Source organism: Rhizobium sp. BK650, from assembly GCF_014195325.1.
GTDB lineage: Bacteria > Pseudomonadota > Alphaproteobacteria > Rhizobiales > Rhizobiaceae > Rhizobium.
Genome location: NZ_JACIBK010000003.1, coordinates 161,766 through 181,442 on the forward strand (window position 1 = coordinate 161,766; position 19,677 = coordinate 181,442).

The 19,677-nt window shown below is 61.1% G+C and carries 13 protein-coding genes; 11 read left to right on the forward strand and 2 right to left on the reverse strand.

Going from position 1 to position 19,677, the window contains the following annotated elements; translation table 11 throughout:
* Positions 1-162 precede the first annotated feature (162 nt).
* The 11 genes from FHX15_RS09000 to FHX15_RS09050 all read left to right on the forward strand — a co-directional run bounded on the left by FHX15_RS09000 (position 163) and on the right by FHX15_RS09050 (position 16,535).
* On the forward strand, positions 163-327 hold the full coding sequence (locus FHX15_RS09000) for a hypothetical protein (RefSeq protein WP_184395749.1): 165 nt from the start codon (positions 163-165) through the stop codon (positions 325-327).
* A 161-nt stretch (positions 328-488) separates the two neighbouring features.
* Positions 489-947: a MerR family transcriptional regulator gene (locus FHX15_RS09005; protein WP_184395752.1), complete on the forward strand. Its 459-nt coding sequence runs from the start codon at positions 489-491 to the stop codon at positions 945-947.
* Complete coding sequence (locus tag FHX15_RS09010) at positions 853-1,335, forward strand: carboxymuconolactone decarboxylase family protein (protein ID WP_184395755.1); 483 nt, start codon at positions 853-855, stop codon at positions 1,333-1,335. The genes FHX15_RS09005 and FHX15_RS09010 overlap by 95 nt, the downstream gene beginning before the upstream one ends.
* Entirely contained in the window at positions 1,332-1,646 is a 315-nt protein-coding gene (locus tag FHX15_RS09015) for an EthD family reductase (RefSeq protein WP_184395757.1), read from the forward strand. The genes FHX15_RS09010 and FHX15_RS09015 overlap by 4 nt, the downstream gene beginning before the upstream one ends.
* A 187-nt stretch (positions 1,647-1,833) precedes the next feature.
* Positions 1,834-7,128, forward strand: a complete 5,295-nt coding sequence (locus tag FHX15_RS09020; RefSeq protein ID WP_184395760.1) for a DUF4082 domain-containing protein — start codon at positions 1,834-1,836, stop codon at positions 7,126-7,128.
* Positions 7,129-7,264: 136 nt separating this feature from the next.
* Positions 7,265-8,497: a GTP-binding protein gene (locus FHX15_RS09025; RefSeq protein ID WP_184395763.1), complete on the forward strand. Its 1,233-nt coding sequence runs from the start codon at positions 7,265-7,267 to the stop codon at positions 8,495-8,497.
* Positions 8,498-8,572: 75 nt separating this feature from the next.
* The gene (locus FHX15_RS09030) at positions 8,573-8,878 is read left to right on the forward strand and encodes a hypothetical protein (protein ID WP_184395765.1); all 306 of its coding nucleotides are present in this window, start codon (positions 8,573-8,575) and stop codon (positions 8,876-8,878) included.
* A gap of 37 nt (positions 8,879-8,915) precedes the next feature.
* On the forward strand, positions 8,916-11,060 hold the full coding sequence (locus FHX15_RS09035; RefSeq protein WP_184395768.1) for a peptidase domain-containing ABC transporter: 2,145 nt from the start codon (positions 8,916-8,918) through the stop codon (positions 11,058-11,060).
* The gene (locus FHX15_RS09040; RefSeq protein ID WP_184395772.1) at positions 11,057-12,520 is read left to right on the forward strand and encodes an HlyD family type I secretion periplasmic adaptor subunit; all 1,464 of its coding nucleotides are present in this window, start codon (positions 11,057-11,059) and stop codon (positions 12,518-12,520) included. The genes FHX15_RS09035 and FHX15_RS09040 overlap by 4 nt, the downstream gene beginning before the upstream one ends.
* A gap of 521 nt (positions 12,521-13,041) precedes the next feature.
* Positions 13,042-15,822: an N-6 DNA methylase gene (locus FHX15_RS09045; RefSeq protein ID WP_184395775.1), complete on the forward strand. Its 2,781-nt coding sequence runs from the start codon at positions 13,042-13,044 to the stop codon at positions 15,820-15,822.
* A complete protein-coding gene (locus FHX15_RS09050; protein WP_184395778.1) occupies positions 15,819-16,535 on the forward strand; it encodes a hypothetical protein in 717 nt (238 codons plus the stop codon). The genes FHX15_RS09045 and FHX15_RS09050 overlap by 4 nt, the downstream gene beginning before the upstream one ends.
* A gap of 251 nt (positions 16,536-16,786) precedes the next feature.
* Here the strand turns inward: FHX15_RS09050 and FHX15_RS09055 are convergent, their stop codons facing one another.
* A complete protein-coding gene (locus tag FHX15_RS09055; RefSeq protein ID WP_184395781.1) occupies positions 16,787-17,701 on the reverse strand; it encodes a hypothetical protein in 915 nt (304 codons plus the stop codon).
* A 184-nt stretch (positions 17,702-17,885) separates the two neighbouring features.
* The gene (locus FHX15_RS09060) at positions 17,886-19,592 is read right to left on the reverse strand and encodes an adenylate/guanylate cyclase domain-containing protein (protein WP_184395783.1); all 1,707 of its coding nucleotides are present in this window, start codon (positions 19,590-19,592) and stop codon (positions 17,886-17,888) included.
* Positions 19,593-19,677: the final 85 nt, after the last annotated feature.

The following is a 19,677-nucleotide window of genomic DNA, read 5'->3' on the forward strand; positions in this document are numbered from 1 at the left end:
GGCCGGTAGCCGCGGCCGGGCACGACAGGGTGGAGATAGATCCGGTATTCGTCGATAAGCCAAGCTCGCCCAGGCTTTGCGCCGCGTCCGGTCCGCCGCCGCCAATCTCGCGACCGAGCCGAATATGTCGGAACCTTCTCGTTTCCGGCTTGTTGGATCGCCATGAACGACACCGAACATGAGCCCGGCAAGGGCATGGTCAGGCATGTGCTGACGCTCATCGTCATCGCTGTCATTCTTGCGCTTGCTTATCTGACTTTCTTCACCCCCGGCGTCGTGACCAAGACTCCGCGGGGCGCGCCAGCAACCAGCCAGAGCAGCCAGTGACCGCAACGCGGAAGCCTGCGGCGTCGCATCTGCCGCGGCCCCGTGGGGCAGGGCGCGCCCTGCGGTAATATTCCGTCAGACGACAAAGCGAAAAACGCCTCTTGACTTAGAGCGCGCTCTAACAAGTAGCTTTCCCTGCGTCGTGACGAAAGAAGGCGTTGATGAAGATTGGCGAGCTGGCGAAGCGTTCGGGACTGTCTGCCCACACGATCCGTTACTATGAGCGGATTGGGCTGCTTCCGCATGCCGACAGGGACCGATCGGGCCAACGTGACTACGACGCATCGATCCTGACCTGGATAGAGTTTCTCGACCGTCTCAAGACGACCGGGATGCCTATTCGGGAAATGCTGCGTTACGCGGCCTTGCGGGAGCGCGGCGCCGACACGGAAGCGGAGCGCGGCGTGTTGCTTGAACAGCACCGTGAGCGTGTCCGCGCGCATGTGGCCAAACTGCAAGCCTGCCTTCTCGTCCTCGACACCAAGATTGCCGGATATGCCGGCAAGGAACAGAGGATGAAGGACTATGACGTATCAATCCCCGAACGCCAGCGCCCCGAAGACGGGCGCCCCGAACAGCGGCGAAAGCCGGCTGGAACGCGGCAAGCGGGCGCTCGCTGAAATCGACGGCGAAGCCGGCCGCAATGTCATTGCGGCCCTGGCCGACATTGCCCCCGATTTCGCAAACTACGTGTTCGAGTTCCCGTTTGGCGACATTTACAGCCGCCCCGGCCTCGATCTCCGCTCCCGCGAGATCGCGACCATCGCGGCGCTGACGGCGATGGGAACCGCGACGCCGCAACTGAAAGTCCATATCGAGGCGGGGCTGAATGTCGGACTGACCCGGGACGAAATCACCGAGATCATCATTCAGATGGCGGTTTATGCCGGCTTTCCCGCTGCGCTCAACGGGCTGTTTGCGGCCAAGGACGTCTTCGCCGCGCGGTTTCCCGTTCAGAAAGGCCCGTCGGACATTAGGAGCGGCGTTCAGGCAGGAGCCCGATCATGATCAAGTTGAGCGTCTACTATCCGGCCGATCGCGGTTCGAAGTTCGATCACGAGTACTACCGCACCCGCCATATGCCGCTGCTCAGGGAACGGCTCGGCGATGCCTGTCTGCGCTACGACATCGACAAGGGCCTTGCGGGTCTCGAACCTGGAAGCGCGCCGCAGTTCGTCGCGGCGTGCCACGTCTACTCGCCGACCCTGGAGATGTTCCAGAAGGCGTTCGATCCCCACCGTGCGGAGATCGTCGCCGACATCGCCAACTATACGGACATCGCGCCTATCGTGCAGATCAGCGAAGTCGTTGACGGGTAGGGTTTCGGCGCGCCCCCAGGCGCATGCACGAAAGGCCGCCTGAGCGGGTGCATCATCATATTGGCGTAAGGGGGCACCACCCGCGTACCCCTGATTGCTGTCGTCCGTTCTCTCGCAAAAGGTGCAATGATGAAGGTCTTGTAATAACGGCCAAAAAGAGCCGAAGTTGCGTAAGGGGGCGCCGCTGATGCGGAGAATTCGAGTCACTGATAACGAGTATCTCAGTAGTGTTGGTGGAATTCTGAGTGTCAGTCCTGCTCCTTCTACATGGAGCGCAGTCATTGGAACCGCCGCTTTCGTCTCCTCTTCGGGCCTCGGCGGTTCCCAGAGCTTTGCCAGCCTGGACAGTGCAGCCCCGCCGTCATCCTTGACCGACGCGGGCACAGCGTCTGTTTCTCTGCTTTCGGGGGGTGGGCTTTCGGGGGCTGGGCTTTCGGGGACTGGGGCGTCGGTGGGCGGGCAATCGCCCACCGCACCGTCGACGGCGATACCGGCGCCCGATGGCGGCGGTCAGGACACTTCCACGACGGCGTCGATAACCTCGCCGCTGCAGACGACGACCACGACCTTGCAGCGCACCGTGCTTGGCCCCGATCCGTATCAGGAGGCCGCGACGCTGCCTCCCGCGCCGACGCTGACGAGCACAGGGGGAGAAACCAGTACCGGCACCCAGACCGTGGCCCCGCTCGGCCCATCCACGACTGCCGGCACGACGCCGCTTACGCTCCAGACCTCGATCGCCTCGATCTCGCTCACGCCTAATCTCAGCGCTTCCGCGCCGCTTGCCACGGCGACGCTCGGAACGACGCTGCCTGTGACACCGCCTGTGACACCGCCCGTTCTCAACAAGATCGCGCTCGAGAACCTGAAGACGGGCAATCCGATCAGCGAGTGGGGCATGGAGGACGATGGCAAAGGCACCATCCAGGGCTTTGCCACCGAGATCAGCACCAATGTCGGCCAGACGGTCGATTTCAAGATCGCCACGGATTCCACCCATTACCGTATCGATATCTACCGCATGGGCTATTACGGCGGGGCAGGCGCCCGCAAGGTCGACTCGATCGAGAAGTCGCTGACCACGGCGCAGGTCCAACCGCATCCGATCGTCGACATGTCGCTCGGCCTCATCGACTGCGGCAACTGGTCGGTTTCGGCAAGCTGGCAGATCCCGGCCGACGCCGTCTCCGGCGTCTATTTCGCCAAGCTGGTGCGCGAGGACGGCACCGAGGATGCCAGCATCATCCCCTTCGTCGTGCGCGACGACTCCTCGCACAGCAATATCGTCTTCCAGACCTCGGACACGACGTGGCAGGCCTATAATGCCTGGGGCGGGGCGAGCCTCTATTACGGCGACGTTCCCGTCGATCCCGCCGCCATGATCGGCTACCTGCCGCCGAACTGCAGCTGCGGCCTGCAGGCGATCGGCCGCGCCTCGGCGATCAGCTATAACCGGCCGATCATCACGACGACGAGCCCGGTCGGCGGCTCGCACGATTTCATCTTCGGCGTCGAGCATTCGGCCATCCAGTGGCTGGAGCAGAACGGCTACGACGTTTCCTATATCTCCGGCGTCGATGCGACGCGCAGCGGCAATCTCTTGCTCAACCATCAGGCCTTCCTGTCGGTCGGGCATGACGAATACTGGTCGGCCGAGCAGCGCAGCAATGTCGAGGCCGCGCGCGATGCCGGCGTCAACCTCGCCTTCTGGAGCGGCAACGAGGTTTACTGGAAGGTCCGCTGGCAAAGCAGCATCGACGGCAGCGGTCAGGCCTACCGCACCATGGTCTGCTACAAGGAGACCTACGGCACGAGCACGGACCCGAGCGGTGTCGGCACCGGCACCTGGCGCGATCCGCGTTATGCCGATCCGGGGCAGGAGCCGGAAAATTCGCTGACGGGCACGATGTTTCAGGTGGACAGCTACCGCCAGGACACGATCTCCATTCCCTACGACTATTCGAACCTGCGCTTCTGGCGCAATACCGATGTGGCTCAGCTGAATGAAGGCGAAACCTACAATCTGACGCAGAACCTTCTCGGCTATGAATGGGATTCCGATGTCGAAAACGGCTTCCGTCCGGCCGGACTGATCGACCTGTCGCTGTCGTCGGTCGCCGTCAACACCTATCTGCGCGATTACGGCTCGACGATCGGCGATGCGGTGGCGACCCACAGCCTGACCATGTACCGGGCGGCGAGCGGCGCGCTCGTCTTCGGCGCCGGCACCGTCTTCTGGTCCTGGGGGCTGAACGCCCAGCATCAGGGGCCGGCAACGCCAACCGATCGCAACGTGCAGCAGGCAATGGTCAACATGTTCGCGGACATGGGCATCCAGCCGACGACGCTCGATGCGAGCCTGATCCTCGCCACGCAATCGACCGATACGCTGAAGCCGACCTCGTCGATATCGACGCCCATCGTCGGCGCCTCCTTCCTCGAAGGCCAGCACGTGACGATCACGGGCACGGCGCAGGATTTCGGCGGCGGCATCATTGCCGGCGTGGAAGTTTCCACCGATGGCGGCGAACATTGGTTCAAGGCCACCGGCCGCGAGAACTGGAGCTATAACTGGGTCGTCCAGGCAAGCGGCACCTACACGATCATGTCGCGCGCCGTCGACGACAGCGTCAATCTGGAGACGCCTTCGGCCGGCAAGCAGGTCACCGTCACGCTGCCCGGCACGCAGGGCCTGTGGACGCTCGCCGAAAAGCCCGCGACCGAGGTGGCGATCGACCGCGATTCCGTCGAGCTCGGCCTGCGCTTCCAGGCGACGAGCGCAGGCTCGGTGGAGGGCATCCGCTTCTACAAGGGCTTCTACAATATCGGCCAACATGTCGTCAGCCTCTGGGCGAGCGACGGGACGCTGCTGGCGACCGGCGTGGCCACCGATGAATCGCTTTCCGGCTGGCAGACGGTGATGTTCTCCAGCCCGATCCAGATCCAGGCCGGCACGACCTATGTGGCCTCCTATCACAGCAACGGCTACTACTCGCTCAGCAAGAACTACTTCAACGAGCCCTATGCCAGCGGCCAGCTGAAGGCCGTCGATGGCGGCGGCGTCTTCGCCTATGGCACCACGCCCGCCACATTTCCCGGCCAGAACCCCGGCGGCACCAATTACTGGGTGGACGTGGTCTTCGACGCCGGGCCCAACACGGCGCCGATCGCAGGGAACGACAGCGGCTTTACGATTGCCCACGACGGAACGCTCGTGCTCTCCTTTGCCACGCTTCTGGCAAACGATACCGATGCGAACGGCGATGCGCTGACCATTACCGGCGTCGGCAATGCGCTGCATGGCACCGTCACGCTCGACAAGCAGTCGGGAACCGTGATCTTCAAGCCCAGTGCCAGCTATACCGGCCCGGCAAGCTTCACCTATACGCTGTCGGACGGCCGCGGCGGCACGGCGCAGGGCAATGTCGGCCTCACGGTCCAACAGGGCGCTGCCGGCGAGACGGTGTTTACATCGAGCGAAGGGCCGGCGGGCGCCGGCTTCAATGACAATACGCCGATGGAACTCGGCATGAAATTCGTCGCTTCGGCCAACGGCACGATTTCAGCCATCCGCTTCTACAAGGCTGCCGGCGATACCGGTGTCCATACCGGCTCGCTCTGGAGGGCCGATGGCACGCTGGTCGCCACCGTCAGCTTCACCAACGAGTCGCTTTCCGGCTGGCAGACGGCGACCTTCTCAAGCCCGCTGCAGATCACGGGCGGCGCAACCTATATCGCCTCCTACCACACGACCGGCAGCTATGTGGCGACGGCAAACTACTTTACGTCAGCCCATACGAACGGCTCGCTGACAGCACCATCAGGCGCAAATGGCGTCTATGCAGTGGGCGGCACGGCCTTCCCGACATCGAGCTACCAGTCGACCAATTACTGGGTCGATGTCGTCTATAACCAGTCGACATCGAATACGGCCCCGGTCGCGGCCAACGACAACGGCTTTACGACCTATGCCAACACGGCGCTGTCGATTGCCGCGGCTAGCCTGCTGGCGAACGATACCGATGCCGACGGCGATCCGCTCTCGATCACCGGAGTCAACGGAGCGGTCAACGGGACGGTAACGTTCAACAGCCAGACCAATACCGTCACCTTCACGCCGGCGACGGGTTATACGGGTGCGGCGAGCTTCTCCTATGCGGTCTCCGACGGGCATGGCGGCACGGCGGCGGCCACCGTCAACCTCAATGTCGGGCCGCAGCCCGGTTCCGGCCTGTTTGCGGATTCCGACACACCGGCGGGTGCTGCCGCCGACAATTCGTCCGTCGAGCTCGGCGTCAAGTTCGTGGCGTCCGCCCGCGGCGAGATCACCGGCCTGCGCTATTACAAGAGCGCGCAGGATACCGGCACGCATGTCGGCTCGCTCTGGAGCAGCAGCGGTCAGCTGCTGGCGCAGGCGACCTTCACCGCCGAAACGGGAAGCGGCTGGCAGACGGTTACTTTTGCCCAGCCGATCACCGTTTCGGCCGGTGCGACCTATGTGGCAAGCTATCATTCCAACGGCTTCTATTCGGCAACGGCGAACTATTTCACATCAGACCATACGGGCAACGGGCTGACGGCGCCGTCGAGTGCTTCGAGCGGCGGCAACGGCGTCTATGCCTACGGCTCTGGCAGCCTGTTCCCGACCGCTTCCTACAATGCGACCAATTACTGGGTCGACGTGCTCTATCAGGCAAAGCAGAACGTCGCTCCGGTCGCGGCCAATGACGGCGGGTTCTCGACGAACAAGGGTGTGCCGATCACCATCCAGGCCTCGGTGCTCCTTGCCAACGACACGGATGCCGATGGCGATCCCATCGCAATCACCGGGGTCAGCGGCGCGGTCAACGGCTCGGTCTCCTTCGACAGCCAGGCGAAGACCGTCACCTTCACGCCTGACGCCGGCTATTCCGGCCCGGCAAGCTTCAGCTATTCCATTGCCGACGGACAGGGCGGCACGGCATCGGCGCAGGTTTCGCTAGATATCAACGACCCGGCAGCCGAGCAGCACCTGTTTGCCGCCGATGCGACGCCCGCCGTCGTCGCGACCAACGACAACCAGCCGGTCAATCTCGGCATGAAATTCCAGGCCGATACGTCGGGCTGGATCACCGGCATCCGCTTCTACAAGGGTGCCGACAATACAGGCCCGCATAACGGTTATCTCTGGACCGCTTCGGGCACGCTCATCGGCAGCGTCGCGTTCAGCAATGAAACGGTGAGCGGCTGGCAGACGGCGCAGCTGACCCAGCAGGTGGCGATCGAGGCGAATACGACCTACGTCGTCTCCTACTCGACCAATGGCAATTATTCGGCGACCGGCAATTACTTTGCCAGCGACGTGACGAACGGCGATCTCAAGGCGCCATCAGGCAATAACGGCGTCTATGCCTATGGGGCTGGCGGGCTGTTCCCGACCGCCAGCTACAACAACAGCAACTACTATGTGGACGTGGCATTCAAACCGCAGCTCGCGGCCTAAAGCAATTCCAGCAAAAGCGTGCAGGGGGGTGCTGGAATTGACTGAAAGCTGGAGCGCCGTGCGCCCGAACGGGGAGACGGCGCTCCAGAGGCCGCGAGGATGTAAGGCCAAGCGATTGTAACGAGTGAGAGTATCGATGGCGCGTGCAGACAACAGATTGCCGGTTACCGTCCTCGCCGGGTTCCTCGGCGCCGGCAAGACGACTGTCCTCAATCATGTCCTGAGTAATCGGGAGGGTCGTCGGGTTGCTGTCATCGTCAACGATATGAGCGAGGTCAACATCGATGCGGATCTCGTGCGCGAAGGGGGTGCAGACCTTTCGCGCACGGACGAGACGCTGGTAGAGCTCACCAACGGATGCATCTGTTGCACGCTGCGCGACGATCTCCTGAGCGAGGTGCGCCGGCTTTCGGCCGCCGGCCGTTTCGACTACCTGCTGATCGAGGGCACCGGCATTGCCGAGCCGCTGCCGGTCGCAGCCACTTTCTCCTTCCGCGACGAGAGCGGGGCTGCCCTTTGCGACGTGGCAAGGCTCGACACGATGGTCTGCGTCGTTGACGCAGTCAATCTTCTCGCCGATTACCGGAGCGCGGATTTCCTTGCCGAGCGCGGCGAAAGGCGGGACGGGGACGACGAGCGCAAGCTCGTGGAACTCCTCGTCGAGCAGATCGAATTTGCCGATGTCGTCATCGTCAACAAGGCAGGCGACGTGCCGCCCGCGATGCTTTCGGAAGTTCGCCGGGTCGTCATGGCGCTCAATCCGGATGCCCATGTCATCGAGGCGGTCTTCGGCCAGGTACCGCTGTCTGACATCATGGATACCGGCCTCTTTTCCGAGGCGAAGGCCGCGCGCCATCCCTTCTGGCACAAGGAGCTTTACGGCTGGGGCGCGCATCGCCCGGAGACCGAGGAATACGGCATATCGAGCTTCGTCTACCGCAGCCGCCGGCCCTTCGATCCGGCACGGCTGAGCGCCGTCATCGACCAGCCTTTGCCTGGCATCATCCGGGCGAAAGGGCATTTCTGGCTGGCGACCCGGCCGGACGAGATCGGCCTGTTGTCGATTGCCGGCACGCAATGCCGCATCGGCACCCGCGGCTACTGGTGGGCTTCGGTGCCGCGGGCGCAATGGCCGCGATTTCCGCAATTCCGCGAGCTCATCGACAGGCATTGGGACGATATCTGGGGCGACCGCCGCCAGGAGCTGGTCTTCATCGGCTCCGGCTTCGACGAAGAGGCGATCCGCGCAGCGCTCGACGATTGCCTTGTCGGGGAAGAGACGGGTTTCGATCCGCAGACCGCCATCGGCCTTCGCGACCCGTTTCCGGCATGGCGGCACGATATGCACGCATCGGACCGAAAAGTGTGAAGCGGTTTTCGGATAATCCGATGCGTCGGACTCAAAGGTGAATACGGTTTTGCTTATCAACCAGAGGAGAGAGTTATGAGCAGCGAACTTTATGCAGACGGCATCGGCGAGATCACCATCACGGGAACGATCGTGCGGATCGACCTGATGTCGCTCTCGGCGACCGACCGTGACGCCAACAACAATCCGAAGCCGGTCTTCCGCCAGCGGATCATCATGCCGGTCGATGCCTTCGCCAATGCTGTCGATCTCATGCAGAAGGCGCTCGGCGGGCTGGTCGAGGCAGGAGCGATCCGCCGCATCGGCGACATGTCGGCTGCCGCGGCTGCCGATATTCAGGCAACGGCCGGCGGGTCGAACGCTTCGCCGAACTTCAACTGATAGCAACAGCCTCGGTCTCTTTTGTTTCGGGTGGGCCATGAGTGGTTTTCTGCATACGAACCTGCACTGTCTTGCGCTCGTCGCGCGCCATCACGGCGTCGATCTTTCTCCTGAGCGCCTGCAGCACGATTATGCCGTCGGCAACGATCCGGTTGCCGTGCGGCAGATGCTGCGCATGGCCAAGGACGCCGGCCTCAGGGCCAAGCATCTGACGCTCGACTGGCGGGGCCTGTTTCAGCTCCGCGAGGCCTTCCCGGTGCTGGCCGAGCTTTCGAACGGCAACTGGGTGGTGATCGCGGGCGCCATCGGCGAGGGCGAGGAGGAGCGGATCCGCGTTCTCGACCCGCTGGCGGCCCGCCCGGAAGTGATGATGCTGAACGAGGAGCAGTTCGCCAAGGCCTGGCTCGGCTCGGTGGTTCTCTTGAAGCGCAACTATCGCATGGCAGACGAGGACCGGCCCTTCGGCTTCCGCTGGTTCGTTCCTGAATTCATCAAACAGCGCAGTTTCTTCCGCGACGTGGCGCTCGCAGCCTTCGTGCTCTATGGCCTCGGGCTGACAACACCGATGTTCTTCCAGCTCGTCATCGACAAGGTGCTGGTGCATCAGAGCTACGCGACGCTGACGGTGCTGACTGTTGGTATCGCCGTGGCGCTGATCTTCGACGCGACCTTCAGCTTCCTGCGCCGCTACCTGCTGCTCTATGCCACCAACAGGATCGACATCCGCGTCGCGACCCGCACCTTCGGCCATCTGCTCAACCTGCCGATTTCGCTTTTCGAGCAGGCCTCTGCCGGCGTTCTCGTCAAGCATATGCAGCAGACCGGGCGTATCCGCGAGTTTCTGACCGGCCGGCTGTTCCTGACGCTGCTCGACGGCGTATCGCTCTTCGTCTTCGTGCCGATCCTGCTTCTCTACAGCGTCAAGCTGACGCTCGTCGTGCTCGGCTTTGCAGCCCTTGTCGGGCTCGTCGTCATGCTGCTCGTCGGGCCGTTCCAGCGGCGGCTCAAGGCGCTCTACCAGGCCGAAGGCGACCGGCAGGCTTTGCTTGTCGAAACCGTGCACGGCATGCGCACCGTCAAATCGCTGGCGCTGGAGCCGCGCCAGCGCAAGGTGTGGGACGATTATTCGGCCCAGTCGATCTCGGTGCGTTTCCGGGTCGAGAAGATCTCCACCATCGCCCAGTCGCTGACCGGGCTTCTCGAAAAGCTGATGAGTGTCGCGATCATCGGGCTCGGCGCGCTGGATGTCTTCTCCGGCTCGATGACGATCGGCGCGCTGGTCGCCTTCAACATGCTCGCCGGCCGCGTATCGGGACCGCTGGTGCAGATCGTCACCATGGTCCACGAATATCAGGAAGTGGCGCTTTCCGTGCGCATGCTCGGCGAGATCATGAACCAGCGGCCGGAACAGGCCGGACGTGGGCGAGGGGTCAGGCCACATCTGCATGGCCGTATCGAATTCGACCGCGTCAGCTTCCGCTATGCGCCGGATGCCGCACCCGCACTCGACAACGTCTCCTTCGCCATTCCGGCCGGCTCCGTCTTCGGCATCGTCGGCAAGAGCGGCTCGGGCAAGACGACGATTACCCGGCTGATCCAGGGGCTCTACCAGAGCCAGGAAGGCCTGGTGCGGATGGACGGCTATGACAGCCGCGAGATCGACCTCGTGCATCTCAGAACCAGCATCGGCGTCGTGCTGCAGGACAATTTCCTGTTCCGTGGCACGGTGCGCGACAATATCGCAGCCGCCAAGCCCGATGCCAGCATCGAGGAGATCATGGAGGCCGCCCGCATCGCCGGCGCGGAAGAATTCATCGAGCGCCTGCCGCGCGGCTTCGACACGATGCTTGAAGAAAACGCCGCCAATCTCTCCGGCGGCCAGAAGCAGCGGCTCGCCATCGCGCGCGCGCTGATCACCGATCCGAAGCTTCTGATCTTCGACGAGGCAACCAGCGCGCTCGACCCCGACAGCGAGGCGATCATCCGCGAGAACCTGAGCCGCATCGCCGCCGGGCGCACCGTCGTCATCGTCTCGCACCGGCTTTCGACACTCGTCGATGCCGATGCCATTCTCGTCGTCGAACGCGGCAAGGTCGCCGATATCGGCCGGCACGACCAGCTCGTGTCGCGCTGCATGACCTACCGCCATCTCTGGGCACAACAGATGAGGCAGGTCGCATGAACGCGCATGTCAGAAAATCCGGCGAGAACCTGCCCGTTGCAGCAGACAACGAACCTTCGGACAAGGCCTCTTCGGAGAAGGCGCCGCAGGCAAGGAGCGGGCAGCTTGTCGCGCGCCCGCCGCTGCCGCCTGTCATCGCCGAATTCCAGTCCGACGCCGTCGAGCTGGAAGAGCGCGCTCCGCCGCGCATTGCGCGCATGACGCTCTATTGCGTGACGGCGCTGCTTGCCGCCACCATCATCTGGGCCACCGTCTCCGAGATCGACGAGGTGGTGATCGCGCCCGGCAAGCTCGTGACCACGCAGCCGACCATCGTCGTCCAGCCGCTCGAAACCTCGATCATCCGCACGATCGACGTGAAGGCCGGCGAGGTGGTGCATGCCGGCCAGACGCTGGCAACACTCGACGCCACCTTCAGCCAGGCCGATGTCGACCAGCAGCACGCGAAATTTTCCGCACTCGACGCCCAGGTGAAGCGCATCGAGGCGGAGCTTGCCGGCAACGACTACACTGTCATGGCCGGCAACACGCCTGACGAGATGCTGCAGGTGCAGCTCTTTGGCCAGCGGCACGCCTTCTACACGGCGCAGCTGCAGAATTTCGACCAGCAGATCGCCGGCCAGTCGGCAGCCCTTGCCGCGGCCAAGAACCAGGAGGCCGTGCTGACCGAAAGGCGCGATACGCTCGGCCGGGTCGAGGATGCGCGCACGCGGCTCTACGACAAGCAGAGCGGCTCGCTGATCACCATGCTCGGCTCGCGCGACGCCCGCCTCGAGGTCGAATCCGACCTGACCGCCGTGCGCGGCAAGAGTGACGAGGCCGCACATGCCTATTCAAAGCTGCGCGCAGACCGCCAGGCCTTCATCGAGGATTTCCGCCGCGCCGCGATGGAACAGCTGGTGGAGTTGCGCGGCCAGCGCGACGTGGCCGATGAAGAGCTGAAGAAGATGGAGCTGCGCCGCAACATGGTGTCGCTGACGGCACCCGCCGATGCCGTCGTGCTCGATCTAGCCCAGCGCTCCATCGGCTCCGTCGTGCGCGAGGCCGAACCGATCGTCACGCTGGTGCCGATCAATGTGCCGCTCGAAGCGGAAGTGTCGATCAACACCCGCGACATCGGCCGCATCGCCGTCGGCAAGGAGGCGCGCATCAAGCTCGACGCCTATCCCTTCCAGAAATACGGCACCGCATCTGGCGAGGTACGCACCATCAGCCAGGACACGTTCATGACCGGCCAGCAGCCGGAGCAAACCGCCACGCCCAGCCAGCCGGCCGCACCCTTCTTCAAGGCTCGCATCCTGCTTGCGGATACAAGGCTGAACGCCTCGGACGTGCCGGTTCGGCTGCTGCCGGGCATGACTGTGTCGACCGAAATCAAGGTCGGAAAACGCACGGTGATCTCGTATTTCCTCTATCCGCTGCTGCGCGGGCTGGATGACGCCATCCGCGAACCGAACTGAGGGGTCCGCAGGCGAGGTGCAGGGAGGGGCTTCTGCACTTGCCAGGGGATGGGGGCGGCGCCGAGGGTTCGCGGGCGCTGCCCCCAGACCTGTTTTGGGGGGGCGCGGGATTCAGAGCCGCGAGGTTGGAGGGAGGGTCGCGCGTCACTCGTCTCCGTCGTTGCACTGGGGATCTTTCGCGGCGACGTTTGCAGCGGGCTCGCCGGCCGCTTCTGCGGAAAAGCCTACTTTTCGAAGGATAATATTGCTTTGCGCCTTCATAGAAGGCGTTGCGATATCTAATGTGAGAGCTCGGAAGTGGGCATCCGACCCGTCCCACAGAATATCATTAGGTGTTGGCCTTGACATAGGATTGAGAGAGAACAAAATGAGAACTCGCCATTGCAGCCAACGTTCCATGGAAAGACATCGAGCAGATGAGATGGTGGTTAACCAGAATTCAATACCCAGATTGTAGTTGGTTCTACGATGAGCTAGTCTGTTTACTGAATGACCTTCTGAACACGAGTCTGTAGCAAGCAATGGCCACGTCCCACGACCAAATCGGCGCAATGGCGCAACAGCACGGTTTGGCCCGAGCGCGCTTGTTCCGTGGAGATGATAGATCCCGCGAGGGCGAACACGAGGTATTGCTCGACGGAGCGTTTGGCAGCTTCGCGGTGTCAATAGCCGACGATATCGATCCTGTAGACGCCTCGTCTTGGGTATGGTCATCAAACGTTCCGCACCACGTTTTGATGACGGGCGACCGAGTTAGAGTGACGAGGTGGGATCGTCCAGACGAGAAGAGTGAGTTCGATGCCAGCCGCGTGCTGGACAATCCTGCTGATTTTTATGAGCATCTACGTTCCGATAGAACAATCGACCCTCGCACGATTGTTGAACATTCGATGTCCCTATTTAAAAGGGTGCGCAACCTTGTTCACCATGCGGATCTGCCAGATGAGAAATCGATAGCAGCCTATCTAACATTCCTCGGTTTATTTGCCAGCGGCCAACAAGTCACCAAAAGAAACCTTGCGAGCGTCAATAACGCCCTTCAATTGCCAGATGGTGCGATGGATATTGTCTCCTTGCTTCCACAGGGGGAGGTAGAGACTATTTACGATGAATTCCAAACACTTAGATTGGGCAACAGATCACTTGCCGCGGACGTGTCCCTCGCCATTCGGCACGCATCGGGCGCTATCTTCCAAGAAGCGCATCATGTTCTTGTTCAGGGTCCTCCACCCGACCTCTTCAACTATGTGGCACCGGCGACTGCGCGCAAACCGGATCGCGGAGGAGTGCATTTCACTCCCCCGTTCCTGGCTCGGGCTTTGTCCGAGCAAGTGTTGCAGGCTCTGGGTGATCTCAAAAATCGTAAGCACATCGTCATTGCGGACATCGCGTGTGGGTCCGCGGCATTCTTGGTGGAAGCACTTCGCGCGTTGGAGCGAATGGAGTATCGAGGGGACATTACCCTAATCGGTCGAGACACGTCGCCAATTGCAATCGACATGGCGCGTTTCGTGCTTGGAGTAGCCGGGCAGGAATGGCCGGGGAGCAACCGGATTGCACTGGATCTGGAAGTAGCCGATTCTCTTCAAAATAAACCGAAGCTTCTGGCAGATGCGGTGGTTATGAATCCGCCCTTCACCAGATGGCAGGAGTTGAGCGCCTCTCAACGAGATTTGCTGTCTGCCATCGTTGGGAAGCATGCAGGAGCTCGGCCAGATCTCAGCATGGCGTTCGTCGAGCGCGCGCTCGACATCGTGAAGCCCGACGGTGCGGTTGCGACCTTGTTGCCCGCCACCGCTCTTGATGCGAAGTCCGCCTCGGCATGGCGAAGCAGGCTCTTAGATCAAAAGCAGATTTTTTTGTCAGCCCTGTTCGACGATCAGAGTATCTTTTCGCATGCTCGGGTTCGAGTTGGTGCCTTAGTCCTAAGCGGTAAAGATGTTCAAGATAGCATTCGCATTCATGCAGGGTCCGGTCCGGAGAATGCGGGGGACTCTTTACGGGCGTTGAGGCTGAAACGCTGGAATTCCAACGCGAACGTAGGATTTTCGCTCAGTCTTGTGCCCGCGGCGAGAAGTTCCGCACTGAACAAAGCTGCGACGCCAGTGAGCACAGACTGGAGTGCGCATCTCGGCCGACTGCGTCCGCTAACAACGAATGCACAGCGATCTGTCGCCACGACAGTGAGGGACATATTCGATGTAAGGCAAGGTATCCGAACCGGGGAGAACACGGCGTTTGTTCTAGACCACGGGCAATGGCTGGAGCTACCCGAGCAGGAAAGACCGTTTTTCCGTCCTGCGATCTCCTCAAAGGGTATCTTGGACGGTCGGGTAACCCAATTGTTCTACGTGTTTTACCCCTATGGAAATGAGCACACTATAAACACTGAGTTTGACCTGCGTGAGCGACTGCCGCGATTTAGCGTAAAATACCTGGAGCCATTTCGGCAGAAGCTCGCCCAACGGCGAGCGAAGGGAGGGAAGTGGTGGGAGCTCAGCGAACGCCGGTCAGGTATGGAAAATGCCCCTCCCGCTTTTGTCTCAAAATACTGGGCAAAACCTGGAGGCTTCGTTCGCCACACTCCAGCTCAGGCTGTCGTACTTCAGGGATTTGGATGGGTCATCCGCCAGAATCCGATTTCGCATCTGCCGCCGTTAGAGCTGAGGCATATCGAGCTCGCATACTTGGCGTTGCTCAACTCCGAGGCATTCTTCAATCTGATTGCCGAACACGCGCCACCCACCAGTGGCGGACAGTTCGATATGAGTCCTCGCTACATTCTTGATGTTCCGCTGATAGACTTGTTTAACTCGCGTGATCTCTTCGCTCGTGAAATCGAAATCTTGGCGAAGTACTCGTACGCTTATTACGAACGGCCCTACAAGGGATCGGACGCCGACAAGGGTATTGCAGAAGCCGCGGCCTCAGCAGTCTTGGGACTAGAGTCTATCCCCCCTGCGATTCGGCTGGCGCAAAATCTAGCCGGCGGCTTGCTTCCTGATTGGCTCGGACCATTCGTTGAAACAGGCCATGAAGGAACTGATCGCGCCTACAGGGTGAGCGTATTGGCTAAGTTGCAGGAGCTTGCGCGGTCTGGCGACTATTCTGAAATCGATGTAGCTCTCCGCCAAGCCCCCGTTTCGCAGCTTGCGGAGACGTCCCTGATGACGCTGTTGCGCGGAAGCTACCGTTTCAAAACCAGGTTGAAAGATTGGGATGGATTCCGTGACCGCGTCGCCTCCGAGCTTAACAAGCGAGGCGCTCCTGTGAATCGGTTGCTGATCGGATTGTACGAATGACGTTTCAGCATTGCGACAGCGTTGTTGCTAATCCGAATTATGTGGGTATTGCCATCAGATCTACGCCGCTTGGCGAGAGAAGTATGCATGTTGGACTTCTCTACAGGCATTCCAATGGTAACGTAAAGTTCGCTCATCTGGCCTGGCACAATGACTTGCATGATGAACCTCTTCCGTCTGGTGAGAATTACCTGTGGGCAGAATGTGAAGCACTTGCGCAAGACGACTCTTTGAGCGACTTCGTTGCCAGTTTCATTGAACTCTGTGCACAGTCCAAGGAAATTCCTTACGGACCAAATCCCCCCGCAAGTGCCTTCGATTCAGATGGACGCTATACTCCCCAAAGTGATCGAGAAGGCTTAACTTGCGCCACCTATATATCGTCGGTGCTTTCTGGAGCAGGATTTCCTGTCGTGCAGCTTGAGACGTGGGAGAGAAGGCCAGACGATGCAGTTTGGTGGTCGTCAATGATGGGATATCTTAACAAATGGGCTCCTGAGCGCGCAGCGGAATTAGCTGATGTTGCGATCGAGTTTCGATTAAGGCCAGACGAAGTTGCGGTGGCGGCGACCAGCATAGATCCACCGCTTGCGTATCGTGATGCCGCAGCCCGTTCAGTGCCACTACAGGAGCTTCTATTTCCAGCGAGCACTAACGGCACCGATCCAGCTGCCGGTGTCGCATTGTCGTCCGATGCGATCGCCCAACAATGACGATCGGTGACAGCCCAAATCGCCCTTCAGGTTTACCGATTCCGGTAGTAACCGTCTCCTAGCCGTCGGCCTTAGTGAATGCTCGGCAATGAGTGGAAAACTTTCGGCGAGTTGGTTGGCAACATGAGTAGACCAATCCTGCTGATGAAGCCAGTACGAACACGATGGCTCAGTTTTCGAACTTCACTAGGTTGATGCCGTAAAGCTCGTCGGCGACGTTCGAGTATAGTTCCGGTTTCGCGCTGTGTGCCCTAAAGCATGAGCAAGTTCGAGCAGCCCCGCCATGATGTCGGACGCCTTTGAGGCGGAGCCACGGGACTGTGCTCGGGTCGCCTGCGGGAAGCGGCGGGCCGAAGCTGCGGGTCATCGTCATCGGGGCTGTGATATAGCTGATGTCCGTCACGATTATTGTGAGGGCCAGCACGAGAAGAGGATGACGGGAGCGATGGGACACCACCATCAATCCGGCTAATCACCCCGCATAAGGGAAAAAAAACCTTGCCGCGACCTGGATCGACTATCGTGATGCTGCCGCCCGTTCCGTATGAGTAGAATGATCCGGTTGACTGGATCGCTTTGTCCGCTTCGCCGTCGCGCCCGTCTTTAATCGAGATATCGAAGCCGTATTTTCCCAGGTATTCAGAGATCGTCGGCGGATGGCGCTCTGGAAGCTCGACGGACATCATATCTGGATCGTCGTCGTAAGGATGCCATCTGCCCAAGGCTGCTTCGTCGCTACGGTCGTCGACCGGTGTTGCGTGCCAGACTCCCTGTCCTCCTGAAAGCATGTCCTTCAGCTTGCTTCCCTGTTGCCGTGCCCAGTCTGCACTCGTATCGGTCAGCCGATAGACAACGAACCCGGTCTCGTTGTCGCCGGGCATGAAACCGACGCCCCAGGATTCCTCCAGGCGATACTCGATCTCCGCTACTTCAAGTGGTTCGGGAACGCGTGCGAGAACAAAGTTTCGCTCCCAGATTTTCATCCCAACGAAGGGCAATACGATCGCCGCCAGACCAACAGCGACAATCAGTCTTCTTCGGACGAACTGGTCGGGTCGCGTCCGTCGCCAGAGGCGGCGTAGCCAAAGAAAGAAAATTGCAGTTGCGGCGACGGAAAGCAGAATAAAAATGGAGAACACGCACAGCATGAAAACGACGTAGTTCATACGGACCTATCGGAGAGGAATGAAATTTTGCAAACGCGCAGACATCAATATTTTGCATGCCCGGCGACACTCTGCAATTGAGGCAATGTTTGCTTTCGCGCGCTGTGATATTGCTGCAAGCGGTGGCGCCAGTCCCACAATATCTCCTTGATGTGCGGGCGGCATAGGCGCACGCCCACCCCTGTCACATCTCCGGCAGCCCAGCCTTCCTAAAACCGTCGACAAAATGGTCCCGTACGGATGCATCGCGCAGCGGCTGGGAGCTAAGCCAATGGGCGATGGTGAAATGAGGGTGGGCGATCAGGAAGAGTTCGGCTTCCCGCCGCGCCTCCTCCTGGTGGCCCAGCTGCGCAAGCGTGGCAGCCAGGAATTTGCGTGAGTTGGTGCGATAGGTGTCTTCCCTGCGGAGTGTCGCGGCTGCCGCCTCATAGTCACGCGCGGCATATTGTGCCTGTCCGAGGTGACAAAGATACCAGCAGGCTGGGCGGGGATTGAGCCGCAGGGCTTTTTCGATCTGCGCCAGTCCGTCGGCAACCCTGCCGTCCAGCACGGAAATGTCCGACATGGCGGCCCAGGTGTCGGCGTGGTTGGGGTCCAGCTCCAGGGCCTTGGCGAAGGCGGCCTCGGATTCCTCCCATCGCCGCTCATAGGCCAAGATGGTCCCCAGAACGTAACGGCAGCCGGCATCGTTGGGGTCGAGGTCGACGGCCTTTTGCGCTGACGTTACCGCCATCTTCCGGTTCGGGTCTTCGGGCTCGCCGAAATGGGTCCAGGCCAGCCAGCGGTTATAGGCGAGCAGACCGAGCGCCTCGGCATAGGATGGCTCGAGCTTGAGCGCGCGCTGGAGCAGCATATGAGCCTCGCGCTCGGTTTGCGGAGACTCTTCCGTCAGCAGGCGGGCGCGCACACAGAGGTCGTAGGCCTCGAAGTTCTTCGGCCGATTGCGCGGCGGCGGGATGGTCAGCCGGCCGACGAGGGCTTCGACGATCTTGGCGTTGACCTCATCCTGCAGTTCGAAAACATCTTCCACTGTCCTGTCAAATCTTTCGGCCCACAAGTGTCCGCCGCCCAGCGTGTCGACCAGCTGGGCATTGATGCGGACGCGGCCCATTGCGCGCCTGGCGCTCCCTTCGAGGACGTAGCGGACGCCGAGTTCCTGGGCGACCAGCTTCACGTTGACCGGCTTGCCCCTGTAGCCGTAGACGGAATTGCGCGCGATGACGAACAGGCCGGCCGTGCGCGAAAGGTCGGTGATCAGGTCTTCGGTCAAGCCGTCGACGAAAGGCGCGTCCGCTTCATCCCCGCTCATATTCGTGAACGGCAATACGGCGATCGAGGGATTTTCCGGCAGCGGCAATATGCTCTGCAGCTCATCCGGCCAATGCCAGATGTGGACCGGGCGAGTGAGGTTCTTCAGGTAGCGTTCGCCGGCATCGAAGAAGTCGTCGTCGATCTTGCCGAGGATCTCGCCGTGAACGCCGGCTGAAATGCAGATGCCTCCCGGCGCGGCCTGTCTCTCGAGGCGCGCTGCCACATTGACCCCGTCGCCGAGGACGTCTGAACCCTCGTCAATGACATCTCCGAGATTGACGCCTATACGCAAGAGCAGGCGCCGGTCTCCGGAAGCCTCGACAGCAGCGGTGGTGCGTTGGATTTCCAACGCTGCTGCGACCGCTTCCACCGCGCTGGCGAATTCGATCAGGAAGCCGTCGCCCATGACCTTGAAGATGCGGCCTTTGTGGCGCTCCACAGCCGGCTCGATCGTGCCGGAACGGAGTTCCCTGAGGTTGTCAAGCGTTGCGGCTTCATCTGTCTCCATCAGGCGTGAATATCCCACCACATCGGCAACGACGATGGCGGCAAGGCGGCGCTGAAGAGATTGATCCGTCATGTGAGGACAAGCCCGATGACCAAATTAGCAAATTATTGTTCAACTGCGGGTGAGTCAACACGTGGTAGGGGTAGTCCAAGCGCTC